This is a genomic window from Priestia sp. P5 (genome assembly GCF_029522155.1).
Classification (GTDB): domain Bacteria; phylum Bacillota; class Bacilli; order Bacillales; family Bacillaceae_H; genus Priestia; species Priestia megaterium_E.
In genome coordinates this window covers 2,595,643-2,617,170 of the sequence record NZ_JAKWFJ010000001.1, presented here as the reverse complement: position 1 = coordinate 2,617,170, position 21,528 = coordinate 2,595,643, and the positions used below count along the sequence as shown (strand labels likewise).

General features: G+C 39.1%; 22 protein-coding genes, 1 other RNA gene and 1 riboswitch. Of the genes, 16 read left to right on the top strand and 7 right to left on the bottom strand.

Going from position 1 to position 21,528, the window contains the following annotated elements; all coding sequences use genetic code 11:
* Positions 1-222: 222 nt before the first annotated feature.
* The 5 genes from MMB69_RS14010 (at position 223) to MMB69_RS13990 (ending at position 5,114) form a co-directional block, all read left to right on the top strand.
* Positions 223-1,254, top strand: coding sequence for a LacI family DNA-binding transcriptional regulator (locus tag MMB69_RS14010; RefSeq protein ID WP_029321510.1), 1,032 nt, complete (start codon positions 223-225; stop codon positions 1,252-1,254).
* A gap of 89 nt (positions 1,255-1,343) precedes the next feature.
* On the top strand, positions 1,344-2,069 hold the full coding sequence (locus MMB69_RS14005; protein ID WP_221782928.1) for a ThuA domain-containing protein: 726 nt from the start codon (positions 1,344-1,346) through the stop codon (positions 2,067-2,069).
* Positions 2,070-2,101: 32 nt separating this feature from the next.
* On the top strand, positions 2,102-3,127 hold the full coding sequence (locus tag MMB69_RS14000) for a Gfo/Idh/MocA family protein (protein WP_016763946.1): 1,026 nt from the start codon (positions 2,102-2,104) through the stop codon (positions 3,125-3,127).
* Between the two features lie 12 nt (positions 3,128-3,139).
* Positions 3,140-4,144, top strand: coding sequence for a Gfo/Idh/MocA family protein (locus MMB69_RS13995; protein WP_033578852.1), 1,005 nt, complete (start codon positions 3,140-3,142; stop codon positions 4,142-4,144).
* Position 4,145: 1 nt separating this feature from the next.
* The gene (locus tag MMB69_RS13990) at positions 4,146-5,114 is read left to right on the top strand and encodes a sugar phosphate isomerase/epimerase family protein (RefSeq protein WP_221782930.1); all 969 of its coding nucleotides are present in this window, start codon (positions 4,146-4,148) and stop codon (positions 5,112-5,114) included.
* Between the two features lie 68 nt (positions 5,115-5,182).
* Here MMB69_RS13990 and MMB69_RS13985 read toward each other — a convergent pair whose 3' ends face one another.
* Positions 5,183-5,791 (bottom strand): DNA-3-methyladenine glycosylase, encoded by a 609-nt coding sequence (locus MMB69_RS13985; RefSeq protein WP_221782932.1) that lies wholly within the window; start codon positions 5,789-5,791, stop codon positions 5,183-5,185.
* Positions 5,792-6,253: 462 nt separating this feature from the next.
* On the opposite strand from MMB69_RS13985, the gene MMB69_RS13980 reads away from it, so the two are divergent.
* Complete coding sequence (locus MMB69_RS13980) at positions 6,254-7,753, top strand: UDP-N-acetylmuramoyl-L-alanyl-D-glutamate--2,6-diaminopimelate ligase (protein WP_221782934.1); 1,500 nt, start codon at positions 6,254-6,256, stop codon at positions 7,751-7,753.
* A 97-nt stretch (positions 7,754-7,850) separates the two neighbouring features.
* On the opposite strand, the gene MMB69_RS13975 is transcribed toward MMB69_RS13980, so the two are convergent.
* Positions 7,851-8,357: a hypothetical protein gene (locus tag MMB69_RS13975; RefSeq protein ID WP_013082979.1), complete on the bottom strand. Its 507-nt coding sequence runs from the start codon at positions 8,355-8,357 to the stop codon at positions 7,851-7,853.
* Positions 8,358-8,526: 169 nt separating this feature from the next.
* On the opposite strand from MMB69_RS13975, the gene MMB69_RS13970 reads away from it, so the two are divergent.
* From MMB69_RS13970 to thiE, 5 genes are all read left to right on the top strand, one after another.
* Positions 8,527-8,991, top strand: a complete 465-nt coding sequence (locus MMB69_RS13970) for a GNAT family N-acetyltransferase (RefSeq protein ID WP_221782935.1) — start codon at positions 8,527-8,529, stop codon at positions 8,989-8,991.
* A gap of 315 nt (positions 8,992-9,306) precedes the next feature.
* Positions 9,307-9,906 carry a TetR/AcrR family transcriptional regulator gene (locus MMB69_RS13965; RefSeq protein WP_221782937.1) on the top strand — a complete coding sequence of 200 codons (600 nt, stop codon included), beginning with the start codon at positions 9,307-9,309 and terminating at the stop codon, positions 9,904-9,906.
* Between the two features lie 95 nt (positions 9,907-10,001).
* Entirely contained in the window at positions 10,002-11,219 is a 1,218-nt protein-coding gene (locus tag MMB69_RS13960; RefSeq protein WP_221782940.1) for an MFS transporter, read from the top strand.
* Between the two features lie 192 nt (positions 11,220-11,411).
* A riboswitch (TPP riboswitch) is annotated at positions 11,412-11,520 on the top strand.
* Positions 11,521-11,595: 75 nt separating this feature from the next.
* Positions 11,596-12,402, top strand: coding sequence for a hydroxyethylthiazole kinase (gene thiM / locus MMB69_RS13955; protein WP_221782941.1), 807 nt, complete (start codon positions 11,596-11,598; stop codon positions 12,400-12,402).
* 13 nt (positions 12,403-12,415) lie between these two features.
* Complete coding sequence (thiE, locus tag MMB69_RS13950; protein WP_221782943.1) at positions 12,416-13,060, top strand: thiamine phosphate synthase; 645 nt, start codon at positions 12,416-12,418, stop codon at positions 13,058-13,060.
* Positions 13,061-13,088: 28 nt separating this feature from the next.
* On the opposite strand, the gene MMB69_RS13945 is transcribed toward thiE, so the two are convergent.
* From MMB69_RS13945 to MMB69_RS13935, 3 genes are all read right to left on the bottom strand, one after another.
* Positions 13,089-13,517: a pyridoxamine 5'-phosphate oxidase family protein gene (locus MMB69_RS13945; protein ID WP_221782945.1), complete on the bottom strand. Its 429-nt coding sequence runs from the start codon at positions 13,515-13,517 to the stop codon at positions 13,089-13,091.
* Between the two features lie 147 nt (positions 13,518-13,664).
* Positions 13,665-13,842, bottom strand: a non-coding RNA gene (gene ssrS / locus MMB69_RS13940) — 6S RNA.
* Between the two features lie 109 nt (positions 13,843-13,951).
* Positions 13,952-14,572 (bottom strand): hypothetical protein, encoded by a 621-nt coding sequence (locus tag MMB69_RS13935; protein ID WP_277447870.1) that lies wholly within the window; start codon positions 14,570-14,572, stop codon positions 13,952-13,954.
* A 153-nt stretch (positions 14,573-14,725) separates the two neighbouring features.
* Here MMB69_RS13935 and MMB69_RS13930 point away from each other — a divergent pair, with 153 nt between their 5' ends.
* Complete coding sequence (locus MMB69_RS13930) at positions 14,726-15,178, top strand: helix-turn-helix transcriptional regulator (RefSeq protein ID WP_221782949.1); 453 nt, start codon at positions 14,726-14,728, stop codon at positions 15,176-15,178.
* A gap of 27 nt (positions 15,179-15,205) precedes the next feature.
* Here the strand turns inward: MMB69_RS13930 and MMB69_RS13925 are convergent, their stop codons facing one another.
* Positions 15,206-16,396 carry an anti-sigma factor gene (locus MMB69_RS13925; RefSeq protein ID WP_221782950.1) on the bottom strand — a complete coding sequence of 397 codons (1,191 nt, stop codon included), beginning with the start codon at positions 16,394-16,396 and terminating at the stop codon, positions 15,206-15,208.
* Positions 16,393-16,887 (bottom strand): RNA polymerase sigma factor, encoded by a 495-nt coding sequence (locus MMB69_RS13920; protein ID WP_221782951.1) that lies wholly within the window; start codon positions 16,885-16,887, stop codon positions 16,393-16,395. The genes MMB69_RS13925 and MMB69_RS13920 overlap by 4 nt, the downstream gene beginning before the upstream one ends.
* 421 nt (positions 16,888-17,308) lie before the next feature.
* Between MMB69_RS13920 and MMB69_RS13915 the strand changes: the two genes are divergently transcribed.
* The 4 genes from MMB69_RS13915 (at position 17,309) to MMB69_RS13900 (ending at position 21,524) form a co-directional block, all read left to right on the top strand.
* Positions 17,309-17,539 (top strand): YkvS family protein, encoded by a 231-nt coding sequence (locus MMB69_RS13915; RefSeq protein ID WP_013056869.1) that lies wholly within the window; start codon positions 17,309-17,311, stop codon positions 17,537-17,539.
* 156 nt (positions 17,540-17,695) lie between these two features.
* Positions 17,696-18,586 carry an ATP-binding protein gene (locus MMB69_RS13910; RefSeq protein ID WP_221782952.1) on the top strand — a complete coding sequence of 297 codons (891 nt, stop codon included), beginning with the start codon at positions 17,696-17,698 and terminating at the stop codon, positions 18,584-18,586.
* A gap of 11 nt (positions 18,587-18,597) precedes the next feature.
* A complete protein-coding gene (locus MMB69_RS13905; RefSeq protein WP_277447869.1) occupies positions 18,598-20,514 on the top strand; it encodes a vWA domain-containing protein in 1,917 nt (638 codons plus the stop codon).
* A 98-nt stretch (positions 20,515-20,612) separates the two neighbouring features.
* Entirely contained in the window at positions 20,613-21,524 is a 912-nt protein-coding gene (locus MMB69_RS13900; RefSeq protein ID WP_221782956.1) for an EamA family transporter, read from the top strand.
* The last annotated feature ends 4 nt before the right edge of the window (positions 21,525-21,528 follow it).

Genomic DNA, 21,528 nt, shown 5'->3' with positions numbered 1-21,528 from the left:
AACGCCCCTTTTATCACGGATCGGTGCGTGCTGTGCACCGAACTTTATATGTACGTTTCAAAGATTAACAGGTGTCAATACATCTTGTCACTGCTTAAAACATACCAATCTAGGAAGAAATTATAATAGTTAACAGATAATTTGAAAAATACGTTGACTGATAATAAAGGAGTGAATTATAATGAACGAGTAAATAGTTAACCGTTTAACTGGAGAGATTTTATGGGAGAAAAGATAACGATTCGTGATGTAGCAAAGCATGCAGGGGTGTCTGCAGCTTCAGTATCTTACGTCTTAAACGGAATTAACAAAGTATCCGATGAAACAAAAGAGCGAATTTTAACAGCGGTAAAAGAATTAAACTACGAACCAAATTTAACCGCCGTTAGTCTTTCGAAACAAAAGTCAAATATGATTGGCGTTATGTTCCCGCTTACAGATGATTCACTTTCTACTATATTTAAAGATAACCATTATTACAGTGAAATGATTAGTGGAATTGAATATGTAATCCGCAAGCATGGTTATGATCTAGTCATATCTGGAGCGAGTAGCCCAGCTGATTGCTTAAAATGGATTCGAACGAGAAATATTGATGGTCTTCTGTTTTTAGGAGCCTTCCCGCATCGATTGTATGAGAAAATGAAAGCGTTATCGAATCCGATTGTGCTAGTAGATACATACGAAAGGTACGAACGTGATTATCATCATATTTCTGTAGACGATGAGTATGGAGGATATCTAGCTACAACACATTTAGTGAATTTGGGTCACAAAGAAATTGCCTTTGTTGCGCATCACCTCGTCAATAGTCCAGTGGATAAAAAGAGGTATATAGGCTACGAGAAAGCATTAAAAGAAGCGGGCATTACACCATCAAAGACGTTTGTTTTTGAAGTGAACGAAAGTTCGTTTGATAACGGTTACAATTTAGGGAACAAGCTGCTGCAAGATCATAAGGATATTCGGGCGGTTTTTGCATCCTCTGATACGCTGGCGCTTGGAATTATGAAAGCACTGCAAGAAAAGGGGAAAAAAATTCCGCAGGACTACTCAATCGTAGGGTTCGATGACATAACGTTTAGTAGCTATGCATCTCCAAGTCTAACAACCATTCGTCAAGATGTATTTAACAAAGGAGTCGTCGCCGCGACGTCTGTTATTCAAGCAATTGAACACCGTTTCAGCACGCTGCAGCATGTGAAGTTATCGGTTGAACTTATTATTCGAGATTCGACTGCTAAGCGCGGGTGAATCACAGTAAGTTAACCGGTTAACCAAAGTTTAGCATTTATGAAAAAAGGGGATATAAGTTAGCATTCACAAAAAAAGGGGATATGAAAATGATTAATGTTACAGTATGGAATGAAAATCGTCATGAACAGAAAAATCCGGTTGTAAGAGAAATTTACCCTGAAGGCATTCACGGTGCCATCGCTTCTTTTTTAGAAGAAGGAGGGTTTCGTACGCATACCGCAACATTAGACGAAGTAGAACACGGGTTGACTGAAGAAGTATTAAATCAAACGGATGTTTTAGTATGGTGGGGTCATTTAGCACATGACGAAGTGAAAGATGAGATCGTTGAGAAAGTAAAGCAGCGCGTGCTAGACGGTATGGGGCTTATTGTCTTACACTCAGGTCACTTTTCTAAAATTTTTAAAACGTTAATGGGCACAAGCTGCGACTTAAAATGGCGTGAAGCAGATGAAAAAGAGCGCTTGTGGGTAGTAGAACCGAGTCATCCGATTGTGGAAGGTATTGGTGAATTTATCGAGCTTGAGCGTGAAGAAATGTATGGAGAGCACTTTGATATTCCAGCACCTGATGAACTGATTTTCACGAGCTGGTTTGAAGGCGGAGAAATTTTCAGAAGCGGCTGCGCGTACAAACGCGGAAACGGAAAAGTATTTTATTTCAGACCTGGACATGAAACATATCCAACATACCATAACAAAGACATTCAGCGTGTCATTATGAATGCTATTAAATGGGCGAAGCCAGCAGAGAGAAAACGTCCTGTTTACGGCAATGCGCAACCGCTTGAATCAATCGCTGTTAAAAACTAATTAATAATGCTTAAGCAAAGGGGATAGGAAAGATGGCAAAAGTAAAAATTGGCGTTATTGGGTGCGGAAGCATTGCGCAACACCGTCACTTACCAGAATATAAGATGAATGAACAAGTAGAATTAGTAGCAGTTTGCGATATAAACACAGAACGTGCAAACAGCGTAGCGCAGCAGTACGGTGTAAAAGCTTACACAAACTACGAAGAACTTTTAGCAAGCGGTACAGTGGAAGCAGTGAGCGTATGTACGCCCAATTATCTTCATGCGCCTATTTCGGTGGCAGCGTTAAACAGCGGAGTTCATGTCCTGTGTGAAAAGCCGATGGCAACATCAGAAGAAGAAGCGAAAGCAATGATTGAAGCAGCAAAAACAAACGGTAAAAAACTAATGATCGGACATAATCAGCGCTTTGTAGCTTCTCATCAAAAAGCTCGTGAACTTATTGAAAAAGGGGAAATCGGTAAAATTTACAGTTTCCGTACGGCTTTTGGCCACGGTGGCCCTGAAGGTTGGAGCGTGGACGGAAAAGACAGCTGGTTCTTCAAAAAAGACGAAGCGTTTATTGGTGCTATGGGGGATTTAGGCGTTCATAAAACCGATATGCTCCGCTACATATTGAATGAAGAAATTGTAGAAGTCGGTGCATTTGTAGAAAGCAATGCAAAAGACTTTGCAAATGTAGACGACAATGCTGTGTGCGTATTAAAAACGGAAAGCGGGATTATCGGGACGCTTGCGGCAAGCTGGGCTTACAATGGAAAAGAAGATAACTCCACGATTGTTTACGGAGAGAAAGGGATTCTTCGTTTGGAGGACGATCCGACGTATTCATTAGTTGCACAATATGCAACGGGTGAAGTGGTGAACTATGAATTAGGAAAAATTCAGTCGAACGATGAAGGCGGACAAAGTAATTCTCACGTCATTGAGCAATTTGTAGATGCAGTTGCAGAAGATAAAGAATCTCCTGTTCCTGGTGAAGAAGGATTAAAATCACTTGCTGTTATTTTAGCAGCTTTAAAATCAAGTCAAACGAAACAAATTACGCGCGTGTAAGAGGTGAAAAACGTGAGAATTGGCATAATCGGAGCAGGAGGGATTGCTGTAAGCAGGCATATCCCGGCATTCAAACAACTGGGTGATGAATGTGTGATTTGGGGGCTTAGCGATATTAACAGTGAAAGAGCCACAGAGGTAGCCAATGAGCATAATATCCCTCACGTATTTGTTGATTACAAAGATATGTTTAAAGAAGTGGATGCTGTATGTATTTGTACACCGAATAAATTTCACGCCGAGTTTGCAGTAGAAGCGCTAAAAGCAGGCGTTCACGTCCTATGTGAAAAGCCAATGGCGATGTCTAAAGAGCAAGGTGAAGAAATGCTTGCTGCTGCTAGAGAATCAGGTAAGCAGTTAGCGATTGCGTATCATTACCGATTCATGAAAGAAGCACAGGCTGCGAAAAAAATGATGACAGAGGTAGGGCGCCCATTAGTTGCACGTGTCAGAGCAATGCGTCGCCGAAAGGTTCCCGGTTGGGGGGTATTTACGAACAAAGATCTTCAAGGAGGAGGCAGCTTAATTGATTACGGCTGCCATTTGCTTGATTTAACGCTTTGGCTGATGGGAAACCCAAAGCATACTGAAGTACTGGGAAGTACATATAATGACCTGAGTAAAACGCCTAACCAATTAAATCAATGGGGAGCATTTGATCATGAAACATTCGGCGTGGATGATCATGTAACGGCCTATATTAAATTTGAAAATGGAGCGTCGCTTCTTTTAGAAACTTCTTGGGCAGCTAATATCGAAGATGATGAAGAGCACGTAAGCATATCAGGGGTAGAGGGCGGTTTAAGCGTGTTTCCGTTTGAACTATACACGTCTAAAAACGGTATGCTCATGAACAGTACGTCACCTTGGATAGATGGAGAAGATGATTACAGCCTAAGTCAGGCTAAAAATTTCGTTGAAGCGTGTAAAGGAAATGCTGAATTAGTGGTAAAGCCACAAGAAGCGCTTCAAGTCTCAGCTATTATTGACGAAATATATCGCACAGGGGGAAATTAAAATGAAACTTGGAGTATTCACGGTCTTATTTGCGGATCTTTCTTTTGAAAAGATGTTAGATAAAGTAAAAGCAGCAGGTCTTCATGCTATTGAAATCGGAACGGGGGGCTATCCGGGAAACAGTCATTGTCCGTTAGATGAGCTGCTTGAAGATGAACAAAAAAGAGAAGCCTATATGAAGCAGATAAAAGACCGCGGACTTACAATCAGTGCATTTAGCTGCCACGGCAATCCTATTTCGCCTGAGGCAAGTTTTGCAAAAGAATCTGACGAAACGCTTCGCAAGACCATCCAACTAGCATCACTAGTAGGTGTTCCAGTGGTTAACTGCTTCTCTGGAACAGCAGGAGATCACGAAGAAGCGAAGTACCCAAACTGGCCTGTTACTCCTTGGCCTAACGAGTATGGAGACGTATTGAATTGGCAGTGGGAAAATAAGCTTGTTCCTTATTGGAAAGAAATTGGAGAACTAGCGGAGGAGCATAATGTAAAAATTGGTTTAGAACTTCACGGTGGATTTTTAGTTCATACTCCGTATACGCTGCTAAAGCTTCGAGAAAAAACAAGTCCAGCGATTGGCGCTAACCTTGATCCAAGTCATTTATGGTGGCAAGGAATTGATCCGGTAGGAGCTATTAAAATTTTAGCAAAAGAAAATGCCATTCATCATTTCCATGCAAAGGATACGTACTTGGACCAGGATAATATTAACATGTACGGCCTGACGGATATGCAGCCATACGGAGAAGTCCAAACGCGTGCATGGACGTTTAGATCCGTAGGATGTGGACATGATGTAAAAGAGTGGTCTGATATGATGAGTGCACTTCGCACATACGGATACGATTATGTAGTCAGCATTGAGCATGAAGATCCAATCATGTCGATTGAAGAAGGATTTAAACGCGCGGTTACAAACTTACAAAGTGTATTAATTGAAGAAACTCCCTCACAAATGTGGTGGGCGTAAGCAAAAAGAAGCATCTCTAAAAAGAGGTGCTTCTTTTATTTTCGTTAATAAATCAATTCGCCTTTTGTTCACCTGAATTTCGATACAAACGGGTGATTGGTAACCCAAAAGCGCCAAGGGTAATCCTTCGCTTCACCAGAATTATCAATGCCAACGCGAGGTCCGGCGGAAATCTCTGAAGGAGTGAAGCCACGAGCAATATAAAGAGGAGGGCTGGTTAAATCATGACCGTACAAATCCATTGAAACCCCTAGTGCTTTTGTTAGTTTCCCAGGACCGTTTGTCCAATTTATTTCATTTTCCATCCCTCGACGTCTATTTTTCATCAAATTTTTTCCACTAAATGGCTCAATAGCTCGAATGAGGACGCCTTCTGGACAATCGATGTCGTTGCTTACAACATTGAGTAAACAATGTGTATGCATTGTATGCGTATAGGCATGACCAGGAGGACCGAACATTACCTCCGTTCTTTTTGTGCGCCGATTATTAAAGCTATGAGCTGCTCGGTCGAAAGGCCCTTTATAAGCCTCAGTTTCTACAATAAAACCAGATGCAGTTCCTTCTGCCGTTTCGTGAACAAGAAGACATCCTAACAGCGACTGAGCTAATTCAAGTGTAGGCTGTTGATAAAATAAAAGAGGAAGTGGTTCAATCGCTAAAAGAGAACGCGTCATTTGCTGTAGTCCATCCTTTCAAAACAGAGTCATTCACGCTGTTATGCGCATCTTTTATTATGATGTTTTCTTTGTGATTTTGCAAAGGAAGGCACTGATTAATACAGTAATCTTTCTTACCCCACGTTCAAGTATTTATCATGATTCAACTTACTCTATGAAATTATTTTATTTTAAAGAATGGTTTCGTTTTGCACGTATAGGGGGAATATTTTACTACAATACTTCGCTTTTGCTTCTAGTATGATATACACAGTTCATCCATATTTTACATACTTTTAGTTTTAAAAAATAGTGATCCGTCTTTTCTTTATTTTCGTTCTACACATGAAAGCAAAATAAAAAGATTGAATTGTAGAAAGTTCTTTATAAATGGAAATAAAGAAAAAATATCTTTCAAAGAGTATTTAAGGGATTTTAGAACATATTAAAAATAAAATTTATACACTGTGAGGAATAGCTATGAACATCCACTTTGATACATTAATGAACTTATCAATTAAACATATTTTTGGGCCTGCATCTCAAACGATCAACCGTCTAACATATCATTCAAAGCAGGTTCACGACGGATCAGTATTTTTTAGTATAAAAGGTGAAAATGAAGATGGACATCAATATATTAAAGAAGCTATAGCTAGAGGAGCCGTAGCAGTCTTTGGGACAAGCATTGAGGAGCTGCGTCTTTTGAGCATTCAGTATTCTCACTGTACGTTTTTAGCTGTTGACGACGTTCGCAAAGTAATGGCTTCTTTTTCTAAAATGTATTTTGATTATACGGATGAAAAAATTGAGACAATTGGCGTTACAGGTACAAATGGTAAAACAACCGTGGCAGCTTACGTAAGGTCGCTTTTAACCCTTTTAAAATTGCCGACAGGATCGATTGGCACGACCGGCATTTGGTCATCAAAGAAGAAGTTAGTTTATAAAAAAAGTACGCCTACAACACCTGAATCGGTAGACTTGCATAAAATTTTTTATGATTTGTATACAAAAGGCGATGAAGCGGCGGTGATGGAAGTATCTTCAATTGCGATTGATCAGCAGCGAGTAGAAAATATTTATTTTGATGTAGCCATTCACACAAATCTTTCAGAAGAGCACTTAGAGTATCATAAAACGTTTGAGCACTATAAAAAATGCAAGATGAAATTATTTCAGCAGGCAAAACATGCTGTTATTAATATAGATGATCAGGACATGGGTAAAGACTTAAGCAGGCTATTTGAAGGACCTAAAGTCACGTATAGCTTATTAAATAATGCGGAGGCAACTCTGCAAGCAAAAAACATTACTGTCAAAGAAGGGGGCTCTTTCTTTGATTTACTGTATAAAGGACAGTCATACAAAGTAGCAGTGCCTGTATATGGCGATTACAACATTGCTAACGTGCTAGCCGCCATTGGTACAGCTCTTCACTTTGAATACCACATTGAGGATATTATTAGTGTGCTTCCTCAATTGGAAAGTCCAGAAGGGCGTTTTCAAGTGATAGAAGGTCCTAATAACCAAAAAGTGATTTTAGACTATGCCCATACGCCTGTTGCCCTTACGCGTTTAGTAGAAGAAGTAAAAAAGATGGAGTATAACCAGCTAATTGTCATGATTGCAGGAATCGGCATTCGAGATTTTAATAAAATGCCTAAAATGGCGCGTGCCATTGAAGGAAAAGCCGATGAAATTATCGTAACGGTTGATCATCCAGGTCATCATGATCCGAACGTAATTGTAGATCAAGTGATGACAGGTTTTTCAAATCCGAGCGCAAGTAATATTCACTGCGCCCCTACTCGAACAGAAGGGGTATTAAAGTCGCTTTCTTTAGGAAAGCCGAATGATATTATTTTACTTACAAGCGGCTGTATTAACGGCGCTCAGCTTGTAAAAGGAAACGAAATTCCGCATTCCGATGAAGAAATTATTGCCTCTTACTATGCATCGTTAAGCAATATTTCCTAATACTCTTCTTCATTTATCGAACGAACGTGTAGAAATTGAAACGGCATACGAAAGAAGGTCTCTTACTATTTTTAGAGACCTTCTTTTTGTATCAAAATTATAGGCTGTTTTCTCGCTGTGTTTTTGGTTCTTCAATTTTTACATCATGTTCTTTAGCCAGCTTTTTAATAGCTGCATTGTAATCGCGTATGCCTTTTCGTGCTTCATCAAGCATAGCGTTTGCCTCAGCAATAAGGTTGCGGTCCTGCTTTTCTAAAGCGCTGACAATTTTAATGAAAGCATTATACTGGGTATTTGCAGCCTTTATATAGCCTTCATGAACCTTTCGAAGATCGTCGGTTTCTACATCGATGTTTTCCAGTTCATCAACAAATTTACGATAGGTAGGAATGACTTCACTCGTCATCGTATCATACATCACCGCGTCACTTGTGTAGTTAGCGCCTGTAACAGAATCGTATGCGTCAATCGCTTCTTTTTCAAGCTGAGCAGCTTTTTTTAAATCTTGATTGTTATAGTCGATTAAATCATCTTGAACAGGATCACTAAAGCAGGCGGATAATAAAAACAAAAGAGGGACAAGACAAAATAAAACCTTCTTCAATGAATTTCACCTCCGTTTAACAATGTATGAAACATCTGCTTGGCAAAGTCGGTTTTAATAACTGAGAAAAAGAAGGGAGTGTATAAAAGGATTTTTAAAGGTTGACAGTGAATTTATTCATAAGTCGGTTTGTGGTTGACCACCCTTTAGTAGCAGGAAGGAAGAGAAGATGATTAAAATAAAAAGAGACCAATTAACAAACAATGAAGTTATTGAACTAGTAAGTTCTCACCTTCAAGGAATGAACTTACATTCACCTCCTGAAAGTATTCATGCTCTAAATATTGAAAGCTTAAAACACCGTGATATTACGTTTTGGAGCGTGTGGGAAGACAGCCAGCTAGCAGGGTGCGGGGCTATAAAAGAGCTAGATGAGCATCACGGAGAAATTAAATCGATGCGAACGGCCACGGCTCATTTGCGAAAAGGAATTGCTAAAGAGCTGCTGCAGTACATAATAAATGAAGCAAAAAAACGAGGGTACCGACGCTTAAGCTTAGAAACAGGATCCGCACCCGCTTTTGAACCGGCTAGAAAGCTATACGCCAGTTTTGGATTTTACGAGTGTGAACCATTTTCTACCTATAAAGAAGATCCATACAGTGTATTTATGACAAAGAAATTGAATGATTGATTAAAAGAGGCTGGAACAAAAGTATTTTAGTCAAAGAAGATCCGAACGATGAATCAAAATTCTTGATAAAGAATCCAGCTCGTTCGGATTTTTTATGGTGATGGTGAACGCAGCTTTCATATATGTAGTGGCTTCTAGCGCTTGATTTAGCTATGTCTCAACCTCTTTGTTTTTTGTTTTGTCATAATTCATATAAAAGGTATAAACTAGGTTTTCTCACTAGACAAAAAGGATTTTCCTATGTAGTATAGGTGTCAGATAATACAAAACGAATGTTCAGTATAAATAATAAATGTGCGGGGCGGTGGAAATAGCTTGAATAAAAAAAAGCTTCAAAGTGAACAAACCAAAAGAAAAGTGGCAGATGCCGCTAAAGCATTGTTTTCTCAAAAAGGCTATAAAGCTACATCTATTGAGGAAATTGTAGAAGCTACGGGAAGCAGTAAAGGGAATATTTATTATCACTTTAAAAGTAAAGAAGGGCTTTTTCTCTATTTAATAGATGAATGGGATCTCGAGTGGGAACGAAACTGGAAAGAAAGAGAGTCTCTTTACAAAACAACAAGAGATAAGCTTTTTGGAATTGCGGAGCAAATCATTTTAGATGATTTAAATCATCCTCTTACGAAAGCCGCCGATGAGTTTTTTAACAATGAGGAAAAGGGCAGCGATATCGAAGAGCGAATTGATGAAATGGTGAAACGGCACGTGGATTTTAACCGTGAACTTTTGCAAAAAGGCATCGATGAAGGTGAGTTTTCTCATAAAAATGCAGAGCAGCTTGCAGTGATTTTAGAAGGGCTGTTTGTTGGAATGAGCCGCATGTCTCGAAAAACGAACACGGAAAATGCCCTGCAGCTTTACCATTCAGCAATCGATGTATTTTTAAACGGAATCATACCAAGGTCTTCTTAAATAATCGGGGATGCTTATTGAGGTAATGAGTAATCCCTCATTATTTTGTATTTTTATAGACCGAACGTTCAGTATTTTTTAATCAGGAGGTTTATATGTCATTATTGTTAAGAAATCGAGCGGCGATTTTGCTGCTCATGCTAAATATTTTTATTATTTTTACAGGAATTGGTCTCGTTATTCCAATTATGCCAACATATATGACAGAGCTTCATATCAACGGAAGCGTGATGGGGCTTTTAGTAGCGGTGTTTTCACTAACTCAATTTCTGTTTTCACCTTTAGCAGGGCGGTTATCAGATTCGTTAGGGAGAAAGAAAATTATTGTAGCGGGAATGATTGTTTTTGCCTTGTCTGAATGGTTCTTTGGTTCAGTGAGTACGCCTCTTTTATTATTTGTATCGAGAATGTTAGGCGGGGTCGGGGCCGCGCTCATTATGCCTGCTGTTATGGCCTATACAGCGGACGTGACGTCTGCTAAAGAACGTGCTAAAGGAATGGGCTATGTGACGGCGGCGATTACAACAGGATTTATTATTGGGCCCGGTATCGGAGGCTTTTTAGCTGAATACGGCATGCGCGTGCCATTTTATATGGCCGCAGTAGCAGGAGGCTTGGCTGCAGTGATTACGCTTCTTGTTTTGCCAGAGTCTCGTCCTGTACAAAATCCTGCTGTTTCAAACAATGAGAATCCAAAAGAAGATCGGCTGCTACTGCAGCTTATGAATTCTTATAAAGAACCTTATTTTTTAAGTTTAATTATCGTTTTTGTGACATCGTTTGGATTATCCAATTATGAAACAATTTTTTCACTATTTGTTGATCATAAATTTAGCTTTACGCCAAAAGATATTGCGTTTGTTATTACGTTTGGCTCTATTGCAGGGGCTGTTGTGCAGGTTACGATTTTTGGATGGATTTTAAATAAGTTCGGTGAAAAAAGAGTGATTTCGTTTTGCTTGATGATGACGGGACTTTTTATTTTACTTACGCTATTTGTGCACACGTACTGGCTTATTATTGTTGTAACATTTATCGTCTTTTTAGCAACAGATATTTTACGTCCGGCAATCAGCACGCAAATGTCGATGATGGCACAAGACGACCAAGGGTACGTAGCCGGACTAAATTCTGCTTATACAAGTCTTGGGAATATTATTGGACCCGTTGTAGCAGGCTTTCTCTTTGATATAAACATTAATTACCCGTACGTATCAGCTGCACTTGTACTGCTGCTTTGTTTTCTTTTATCTTTAAGAGCAGGGAAGGACCGAAAAACAGCTGTGAGAAATCAAGCGATTCAAGAGAAATAACGAGAAGGAAAAAATGATAGAATTTTTAGGGGATAAAAGACCTCCAGTAGCTTACTGGAGGTCTTTCAATGATGCTTTTAGTAAAGCTGTAAGATTTACAACACCACTCAGCCTATAGCGAAGCTTTATTTTATCGGCAAAACAGTGAAATGGTTGCAAATAAAAAAGGTTAATAGTAAACTTTAAACGTAACAAGAATAGTATGGGAGCTTGCGCGGGGCAGGCTGAGAGTACAGGGGCGCCTGTTGACCATTTGAACCTGTTGGATAATGCCAGCGCAGGGAATGTGAGTACATACCAAAGCACTTTGCGCATGCAAGGTGCTTTTTTGTCTTTTTTTTGCAGTGTTAAAACTAAATGAAAAGAGTGAGAGAATATGGATATTAGTAAAATTTCAGCTCAATTAGAAAAAGTAAGAGATACAAGTCCACTTGTTCATAATATTACGAATGTCGTGGTAACCAATTTTACTGCAAATGGACTGCTTGCACTAGGAGCTTCACCTGTTATGGCTTATGCGAAGGAAGAAGTGGCTGACATGGCACGAATCGCCGGAGCGCTTGTCTTAAATATGGGTACACTGACGGCTCAAGAAGTAGAAGCGATGAGAATAGCAGGAAAATCAGCAAATGAAAATGGCGTGCCGGTTATTTTCGATCCTGTAGGAGCCGGAGCAACACCGTTTCGTACAGAAGTAGCACGTCAGCTTGTAGAAGAATTAAATATTGCAGTTATTCGTGGTAACGCTGCTGAAGTTGCGAATGTAGTAGGCGAGTCATGGCTCATTAAAGGCGTTGATTCATTAGAAGGACAAGGAGACGTCATTGAACTTGCTGAGAAAGCAGCGAACAAATTAGGTACAGTGATTGTTATTACGGGTAAACAAGATGTAATCACGGATGGAAACACAACGTATACAGTAGACAACGGTCACCCGTTATTTACGAAAGTGACGGGTACTGGATGTCTGCTAACATCAATTATAGGAGCTTTCGCCGCTGTAGAAAAAGAATATGTCGAGGCAAGCGTTGCTGCTTTAAGTTTTTACGGAGTGGCAGGTGAAATCGCCGCAGCGAAAAAAGGTGAAGAAGGGCCGGGGAGCTTTCAAATTGAGCTGTTAAATCAGCTTCATCTTTTATCTGGGCAGGATATTGAATCATATGCAAGAGTACATCAACGTTAAAAGGAGCCGGAAAATGACAAACGAAGAAATCAAAAAGCTGCTGCCAGTTTATTTTATAATGGGCAGCACTAACTGTACAAAAGATCCGAAAGAAGTGTTGAAAGAAGCAATTCAAGGCGGCGTTACCGTGTTTCAATTCCGTGAAAAAGGCGAAGGTGCCCTAACAGGAGAAGCGAAATATCAGCTGGCGAAGGAACTTCAGCAAATTTGTCAGCAGCACAACGTTCCTTTTGTTGTGAATGATGATCTTGACTTAGCGATCCGTTTACAAGCAGATGGCGTTCATATTGGACAAGAAGATGAAAAAGCTCATATTGTTCGAGAAAAAATAGGAAAAGGAATTGTGGGCGTCTCTGTTCATAATATACAAGAGCTGCAGCAAGCGATAAAAGACGGGGCGGATTATGTAGGAATGGGACCTGTTTTTCCTACTTCTACAAAAAAAGACGCAAAAGCAGTGCAAGGTACAAAATTAATTGAAGAAGTGCGAAACCAGAATATTGACTTTCCAATTGTAGGAATCGGTGGCATCACGCCTGAAAATGCCAAACAAGTAGTAGAAGCAGGTGCAGATGGCGTTTCTATTATTACCGCGATTAGCTTAGCAGCGTCTCCAAAAGAAAAAGCAGCTCAATTGAAAGAAGCGGTAGGAAAATAAAAAAAGCGCACAGTGTGCGCTTTTTTTATTATAGCTGAACAGTTTGAGGAGTTTCTTCGCCTTCATTCATAAAGCGAATTTCGTTTGGCGTAATTTCCAGAACAACATACTCAGGGTCATTTGGACCGTCAAACCATTCTTTCATGTGATTGTTCCATATACGTCCTTTTAATTGATCACCAGTACGAAGAACAGCTGTCCCAGATAATTCTAAGTATTGATCACCATATCCTTCGCCGCTGTAGCCTAATAGTACGTGCACGTTCGGATTGGCTTCGATTTCTTCTGCCTTATGTGTATTGATATTTGTTGGTGTGTAAAGAGCGATACCATCTTCATCGCTGAAAAATGTCATATAGCGAGAGTGGGGTTTGTTGTTTACAACTGTGGCTAATGTTCCTACACGATTTCCTTCTAATACTTCATTTACTTTTTTAGCAATTTTTTGTTCATTCATTTTATCCATCTCCTTTATTACTTTTTATGTTCCTCAATCGAAGATAAATAAAACATACATGTCTAAAAAAAATATAAGTTAACAATAAAATAATTATGTAAACTAATAAATTAAAAAATAAAAAAAGCTAGCTACAGCTAACTAAAAAATAAGCCCGCACTGCCGTAACCCTAAGTGTCTTAAATACCCAGATCTACTAGGTGGGTGCCCTCATAGCCGGGTTTAGCGTCCCAAGAAGGGCGTGCTATCTGCAGCTAAATTTTGAGCTCCCTTTTAACACTCAAAGGTTTAAGACAACATGAGTATACGCACAGCGCAGGTATGTATAACAAATGTAAATAAAATGCCGATATATAAATGTTTTCTAATTAATCAACTTTCATCGTACAAGAAATGATTATAACGGAATAATGAATGGAACGCAAGACTTTTATTTAAAGTTTTTCTTCTCTAATATCTTGGCGGTTATGCAGTAACAAAATAAGAAAAGAACCCGCAACTGGAATGAAACATAAGAGAAGGGAAGGTCGGGATGCTATCCTTTCTTTTGTCATAACGGAGTAAGAAAGCCACGTTAAAACAAAAAAATCAGCGGTCATCACGCTAACAAGCTGTGACTGCATAAAAGCATCTCCATAAGCTTTTATTGAACCTATGGATAGTCCGTATACGTAACCTGCAATCGTGAGTGCTAAGCATAGTCCAATCCATAGACGAGAAGAAATGATAGCAATGAAACGTGAAGGAATACGCGAACGTGTTCGAACTTTTTGTCCTCTCCAATGATAATAGAACAAAAGAGAAAAAGCTCCAAGCCCAAATGATAGAAGAGAAAATGGCCATCCAGGCAGTTTGTACGTATCTTTTTTACAGATCATTACCATAAACAATATTGGGAAAAGTCCTAAAAAAGAGAATACCATAACCACGAGCGGATCTACCTGTTGAAAATTTCCTGTGATAAGTTTTTTAAACAGCAAATCATCAGCGGCGCTTGCTCCCGGAGCTAGCAGCAAGGCGTATAGTACAAGCATAGCCCATACAATGATATACATATTCTCAACTCCTTTTAATTGTTTTAGTATACAAAAACCATTTCAGTATATTTCCCCGCTTTGTGATAAAGGGAAACGCTTGAAACTCTTCTTTAATTAGGTGTAATATTACACTAAAGACATGTGCGTGTATAGAAAGAAAGGGCTGTGAAAATGAATAAACAAGAAGTGATTAAATCAGTATCGGATAAAATACGATTGATTCGTTTAGAAAGAAACTATTCACAAGACAGAATGGCTGAAGTCATTGGTATTTCCAAAAAAACATTGGTTCAAATTGAAAAAGGGCGCACGGAAGCAGGGTGGACGACCACTGTTGCAGTATGCAGTTTGTTTGGTGACAGTGAAATCCTTCAATCGGTTTTAGGAGACGTTCCTTTAGAAGTAGTAGAAATCATTGCTCATGACGGCATATCTTCTCCAAAAGATAAAACGCTCGGAGGAAGAGTATGGTGGAAAGAAATTCAAAAAGAAGGCTCTTTTCGTCTGCAGCAAAATATGATTAGTCAGCACTACCGCATTTTAGATGACCAAGACTATCGATGGTTTAGTTCATTTGATAAAAGCGAAGCGGTAAAAAGGTTTGAAGAATTAACGAAGAAATAAAAACAAGCACTTGTTTTCAAGTGCTTGTTACTGATTCATTAACGTGCCGGATGAAGGGCGGTTGAACCAATTCCATAGCTCTACATCTCCAAGTGACGCGTAGGTGATCGACGGATCATTTTTTAATTTCAGAAGCTTTTTGGTAGGTCCTGTAATCACAACGCCGTACACACCGACTCCATGTTTCTTTACATAAGAATATCGCTGCTTTAGCAACAAATCGGAATGGTCTAGCTGACGAACTTTTTGGACCGTTTCTTCATTATCGGCTAATAGTTTCATCATATTTAAAATGTTCGACTTGCTAGTAGAGTGCGTTTGATTTCCTTTGTGCTCGTAAGGCAAGTCTAAAAACTCTGGAAAGCCAAATGTTGATGTTAAGTCAATTAATGGCTCATCTTTTGTGCTTGTTTTTTGTTCGTTCCCTGTATTAAGCGCGTACCAAGAGGTAGAAAAATCACGGCTGTCGATGGCATTCATTTTTTGCTGAACTTCTTTTAGTGAGTACGTATTATCAAAAGAAATAGCCACTTCGCTTACCGTCCCTTTTGGTAGGTTTTCTAATGCATTCCATGTTTCGCTCGTCCATTCCTTATACTCTTTTGCATGTAGCTTTAATTTTTTTGGATCAGGATAGACAAAAGAAAGGTTAAGATCGTATTTGCCTCCGGAAAATTCTTTTTCTACACCGCTCGTTTTATCAAACAGCTGATGAAATGTAAACGTCCCAATGGCCTGCTCTTCACGTCCAATTTGCTTATAAGCTTCCATTTGCGACTGCATTCGGAAAAAGGACTGTGTATCAGAAGTGGTTTCACGTATATGAACGTTCGGAAAAGCAGATTCGATAGCCGCTTGATTCACGCTGTTTATGTATTCGGTTTTTGATTGATGATAATATACAATAGATAAAAAGCTGCCGATTATCCATAGCAGAACGACAGAGCCAATGACAGTTGTCACATTTGAAAGGCGCTGCTTCCATTTGGCGATATAAATGGACTTTTTGACTTTTTTATTATCCAACATCGTATCGTCACTTAGTGAAGTAGCTGATGAAGTTGGCGGTAACGGTTCATCTTCGGTTAGCAAGTGCTCCAAATGAGCTGAGCATGCTTCACAATTTTCCGTATGTTGTTCAAGTGCTTCTGCTTCTTTGTCTGTCAAAGTGCCGTTTTTATATTTTTCCCATTGATGCTTCATATCTTGACAGCTCATCCGTCCTCTTCCTTTCTTTTTTTCAATTGTTGACGACTACGATACAAGTCCATTTTCACTTTTGACAGAGTAAAGCCAGTCATTTCTGCAATCTCTTCATATGTGAAGCCATGATAATCTCGTAACAGTACAATATTCTGCTTAGCCGGAGGCAAAGCAGATACATCAGAAAGCCAGCCGTCGATTTCACTTTGAATCATCACTTGTTCTTCAGCACTTGGCTGAGGAGTAAAGTGCCATTCTTCTATTTCGACAGCAGGGCGTTTTTTTTCTTTTCGATACCAGTCAATAAAGGCGTGATAAGCAATTTTGAACAGCCAAGGCTTCACTTCCTCGCCTTTATACGTTTCTAAGTGTAAAAGTGCCCGGTAAAAGGTCTCCTGCATTAAATCTTCCGCTGATTCTTTTCTGCGAGTAAGAGAGAGAAGATAGCGCAGCAAATCATGCATGTGCTGTTTATAAATGTGTTCAAAGTTATGCTGTTGTGCCATTTTCTCCCCCTTTCATTTAATCAACGCAATTTGTGGATAAAAGTTTCGGTTTTTTTATCAAAAATCGTATGTAATAGATAAAAGATGCTTAAAATACGATATATAGCTTATCATACTAAAAAGAAAATCATATGAAATTCGACATAATTCCGTGTAATTTGTCATTTTTTTAAAAAACTAAAGGGTAATTGGTGTTCGAAGGAAACAGAAAATGTTATGATAGAACAAGGATGTGCTCTTACAAAAAACAGCTACATACATAGTAAAAAATACAGCGTTTGTTTGCAAAATGAAAAAGGACAAACACATGGTGTTTAACCATGGATGTTTGTGGGAAAATAAACTAAGTATTTTCAACAAAAAGTAAATTAAATTGTGTTTTCACTTATAAAAAACACGGTAAATTGGAAAAGGTGGGGTCATGATGGACGTAGAAAATACACAAGGTACAGAAGAACAAGCACCTAAAGTCAAAGCAGCTAAAGTTGGCGATACGATTCAGCCTAAAAAAGGCGACTATAAAGGATTTAAAGGAATTGTTATGGTAGTGCGAGACAATTCGGTTATCGTAGATTTTGGGAAAGATGCTGAAACGGGCGAATCCATGAAAACAGTCGTTAATCATAAAAACTATAAAATCGTAAAAAAGTAGGTGAATAACCTACTTTTTTTTACTGAATATATGTCTAAAGACGGCAATTTTTCTATCGGAAACCTTAGAGAAACGCATAGGTAAAGCAATTCTTTGAGAAGAAGAATGTTTTTTAGTAAACTATAGAAAGTATGCAGAAAGAAAGGATTTTTTGTTATGTCAATTCAATTATCACAATTATCATTACCAAAAGAGGTTCTTTCGCTTTTAGCGAATCGTAAATATGAAAACTTGTCCGATGCTGATCAGCTATTAATCGGAAAAGGCGGCTATACAGCAGAAGAAGCAGATATTTTAGAAGATGCCATTATTGCCTTGTCACTAGGGAAAAACGTACTTTTAAAAGGGCCAACAGGCTCAGGTAAAACAAAGCTTGCCGAAACGCTGTCCCATTTATTTTCTCAGCCGATGCATAGCGTTAACTGCTCGGTTGATTTAGATGCAGAAGCGCTGCTTGGCTTTAAAACAATTTCTGAACAAGAAGGGAAAACAGGTATCGAGTTTGTAGAAGGACCTGTTATTCAGGCAATGAAAAAAGGCCATTTATTATATATTGATGAAATTAACATGGCGAAACCTGAAACGCTTCCTATTTTAAATGGGGTACTTGACTACCGGAAAATGATTACAAACCCATTCACTGGAGATGTGGTGCGCGGTCAGCAAACATTCGGCGTAGTAGCGGCTATTAATGAGGGGTATGTTGGTACTGTCCCATTAAACGAAGCGTTAAAAAATCGTTTTGTTGTCATTGAAGTGCCATATATTCAAGGGAGCAGCTTAAAGCAAGTTCTAATGTCTCAGTCTCAGTTAAAAGACGAAAAATTAATTGATAAATTTGTCACGCTCTCTGCAGATTTAATTACTCAAGTTCAAAGCGGCCATGTATCAGAAGAAGCTGCGTCTATTCGTGCGCTTATCGATACGTGTGATTTAGCTCTTTATATGCCGCCTCTTCGCGCGATTAAACGCGGTATTATTGAAAAGCTAGAAGATGAAAGGGAAAAAGCCGCCATTCAAAATATTGCTGAAACATTATTTGAGTAAGGAGTGGCGCTATGCGATTTATTAAATTTAACGACAAAAATGTAGATTCCTTTCTCTATATGGAGCTGGCAGATTTAACGAAAACATTAACAAAAAATGATGAAATTGAAGTAGAGTATCGCGTTTCTTCTTATTATGATCCTGTACACGGCATTATTTATCTCAGTCACTTTTGGGATAACCGTCCAGAAGAAGACAAAGTGTATGGCTTAAAAAGTGATGTGTTTTTAAGAAGTATTGGAAGCTATAGGCATTCAAACTTCAAAGAAATTAATGCATATTTAAAGAAAATAAATAAAACCTCGGTACCTAGCTTAGCTAAGCAGCTGTTTATGCTGTTTGAAGATATTCGTTTAGAAGAAGTATGCAAACGCGGACGTCCTGGAACGAAAAAAGCCTTCGCCGTCAGAAGACAGCTCTATAGAAAATATTTTGCTACACAAATGAGCGCAAATCTAACAAAAAGCGTGTACACGGATGCACTTTTTAACGGCATCTACTTGCTATTGACGGCTGAAAATCCGTTTGAAGAAATTCCTTCAATGAGTGAATCGATTAACTTAGCGATGCCTTTTATTCGCAGACAGCTAACAAATGTATATGAAGCGAAAACAACAAAAGACGTATCGCGCATCTGCCTTGAACTCGTAGATGTTTTTGATGATATTATTGAAAAAGATATGCTTAATACTTATTTCTTCTTGGCTGAACTTCAGTATGATCAGTTAGAAAAAGGGTTAACATTTGAAGATTTAAAACGCAAAGATTCATTAGTGAACGATGATATTTTAGAGCATGAAAAAGACGGAGATGAAGACATTCACGAAGAGAAAATGGAAATGTGGCATCGAGAGACAAGCGAAGCGACGCAAAGTTTTCTACAGTTTGATATGGATCAAGGCTCAAAAACAGACATGCTAGGCGATGGTGTTCGTGAAGGCGACGATGGAGATCAAGCAATGGGCATGGTGCAAGGGTCTTCTCAAAAGACATCGCGCAACGATTATTCTCAAATGGAAGCCATGGAGCAAACGCACCCAGAAAAAGACGGAGAAGCGGATTATGAGTATGGCAAAGAAAATAAGCATGCCTATGCTGTTTTTGTAGATTCTAAACTTCCGAACGATGATCACGTTGTTCAGTATGACGAGAATAAAAAAATCATTGCATCGTATCAAAAGAAATTAAAGCAAATGATTGAAAAAACGCTTGAACACAAAAAAACGCTGCCTAGAAGCGAGCTGCACTTTGGCCGATTAAATAAAAAGCTTCTAAAACTATGGACAGATGACAATCCTCGTCTGTTTTATAAAAAAGACGAAAATTCTGCGCAAATTGATGCCGTCTTTTCTCTTTTAGTTGACTGTTCTGCGTCGATGTACGATAAAATGGATGAAACGAAGCTTGGAATTACGCTATTTCATGAAGCATTAAAATCCGTTATGGTGCCTCATCAAATTGTAGGGTTTTGGGAAGATACAAATGATGCCACCGAAACGAGCCAGCCTAACTACCTGCAGACGGTTATGGACTTTCAAGCATCGTTAAAGCGTAAAAGCGGTCCTGAAATTATGCAGCTTGAGCCTGAAGAAGACAACCGTGATGGATTTGCCATTCGCCATATGACACGCCGCTTGCTTCAGCGTTTTGAACAGCAGAAGTTTTTACTTGTGTTTTCAGACGGTGAACCAGCCGCTATGGGATATGAACAAAATGGTATTGTAGATACGCACGAAGCGGTATTAGAAGCACGCAAGCACGGAATTGAAGTCATCAACGTCTTTTTATCCAACGGGGAAATTGATGAAGGACAAAAGAAAACCATTCAAAATATGTACGGGAAATATAGTATTCTAGTACCAAACATCGAAGAACTTCCCGATGTGCTATTTCCTTTACTGAAGAAATTACTTCATAAAAGCATTTAAAAAAGTCGAAGCATATTGCTTCGACTTTTTTTGCTATTGACCGTTAAAGAGGAGCGAGGTAAGTTAAATATATATGAAAAAGAGAGAAGGAATGGTAAGTGGAAGGAGTTCAAACGTCATCTAGAAGAGCATGGGGGCTGCTGCTTGTAATCATTGGTGCCACAATGTGGGGAGTATCTGGCACGGTGGCTCAATATTTATTTCAGCATAAGAGTTTTAACGCAGAGTGGCTGGTCGTCGTTCGTATGTTAGTATCCGGGTTACTGCTTTTGGCAATAGCCTCTAAGCAGCGCAATATTTTTACAATTTGGAAAACAAAAGAAGAGAGGACTTCGCTGCTTTTATTTGGTGTAATCGGTATGCTCGGCGTGCAGTATACATATTTTGCAGCTATTGAAGCAGGAAACGCTGCTACAGCTACAGTGCTTCAATATACGTCGCCAATATTTATTATTGGCTATTTAGCCGTGCAAGCAAGAAAATGGCCGGTGAAAGTAGAAATGATTTCTGTTGCGCTTGTCATAACGGGAACATTTTTTCTTGCAACAAGCGGAAATTTTAACGAGCTGTCTATTACAGGATGGGCGTTGTTTTGGGGGATTGGGGCAGCTGTGACGTCTGCTTTTTATACGCTTCAGCCTAAACGTCTTCTTGCGAAATGGAGCTCAATTGAAGTAGTAGGCTGGGGAATGGTGATAGGCGGCGTAAGTTTTTCATTTATTCACCCGCCGTGGCATATAGCCGGTGAGTGGTCGCTATTGTCGCTGTGTGCGGTGTTATTTGTAATCATCTTCGGAACGCTCATTGCATTTTATTGCTATTTGGAAAGTTTGAAGCATATTAGCGCTTCTGAAGCCATTGTTCTTGCTTCAGCAGAGCCTTTATCAGCAGCGGCACTCTCTGTTCTATGGCTTCATGTGACGTTTGGATGGACGGAATGGTTAGGTACGATTCTTATTATCGCTACGGTATTTTTACTTTCTCAGCGGAAGCCAGAGGTAACATCATAAGTAA

Excerpts from the sequence above, each read along its gene's own strand:
- MMB69_RS13945 (WP_221782945.1), bottom strand. The coding sequence starts at position 13,517 with ATGAATGAACAAAAAATTGCTAAAAAAGTAAATGAAGTATTAGAAGGA.
- MMB69_RS13935 (WP_277447870.1), bottom strand. The coding sequence starts at position 14,572 with ATGTATATCATTGTATGGGCTATGCTTGTACTATACGCCTTGCTGCTA.
- MMB69_RS14005 (WP_221782928.1), top strand. The coding sequence starts at position 1,344 with ATGATTAATGTTACAGTATGGAATGAAAATCGTCATGAACAGAAAAAT.
- MMB69_RS13990 (WP_221782930.1), top strand. The coding sequence starts at position 4,146 with ATGAAACTTGGAGTATTCACGGTCTTATTTGCGGATCTTTCTTTTGAA.
- MMB69_RS13930 (WP_221782949.1), top strand. The coding sequence starts at position 14,726 with ATGAATAAACAAGAAGTGATTAAATCAGTATCGGATAAAATACGATTG.
- MMB69_RS13905 (WP_277447869.1), top strand. The coding sequence starts at position 18,598 with ATGCGATTTATTAAATTTAACGACAAAAATGTAGATTCCTTTCTCTAT.
- thiE (WP_221782943.1), top strand. The coding sequence starts at position 12,416 with ATGACAAACGAAGAAATCAAAAAGCTGCTGCCAGTTTATTTTATAATG.
- MMB69_RS13915 (WP_013056869.1), top strand. The coding sequence starts at position 17,309 with ATGATGGACGTAGAAAATACACAAGGTACAGAAGAACAAGCACCTAAA.
- MMB69_RS13920 (WP_221782951.1), bottom strand. The coding sequence starts at position 16,887 with ATGGCACAACAGCATAACTTTGAACACATTTATAAACAGCACATGCAT.
- MMB69_RS13910 (WP_221782952.1), top strand. The coding sequence starts at position 17,696 with ATGTCAATTCAATTATCACAATTATCATTACCAAAAGAGGTTCTTTCG.
- MMB69_RS13925 (WP_221782950.1), bottom strand. The coding sequence starts at position 16,396 with ATGAGCTGTCAAGATATGAAGCATCAATGGGAAAAATATAAAAACGGC.
- MMB69_RS13970 (WP_221782935.1), top strand. The coding sequence starts at position 8,527 with ATGATTAAAATAAAAAGAGACCAATTAACAAACAATGAAGTTATTGAA.
- MMB69_RS14000 (WP_016763946.1), top strand. The coding sequence starts at position 2,102 with ATGGCAAAAGTAAAAATTGGCGTTATTGGGTGCGGAAGCATTGCGCAA.
- MMB69_RS13960 (WP_221782940.1), top strand. The coding sequence starts at position 10,002 with ATGTCATTATTGTTAAGAAATCGAGCGGCGATTTTGCTGCTCATGCTA.
- thiM (WP_221782941.1), top strand. The coding sequence starts at position 11,596 with ATGGATATTAGTAAAATTTCAGCTCAATTAGAAAAAGTAAGAGATACA.
- MMB69_RS13980 (WP_221782934.1), top strand. The coding sequence starts at position 6,254 with ATGAACATCCACTTTGATACATTAATGAACTTATCAATTAAACATATT.
- MMB69_RS14010 (WP_029321510.1), top strand. The coding sequence starts at position 223 with ATGGGAGAAAAGATAACGATTCGTGATGTAGCAAAGCATGCAGGGGTG.
- MMB69_RS13985 (WP_221782932.1), bottom strand. The coding sequence starts at position 5,791 with ATGACGCGTTCTCTTTTAGCGATTGAACCACTTCCTCTTTTATTTTAT.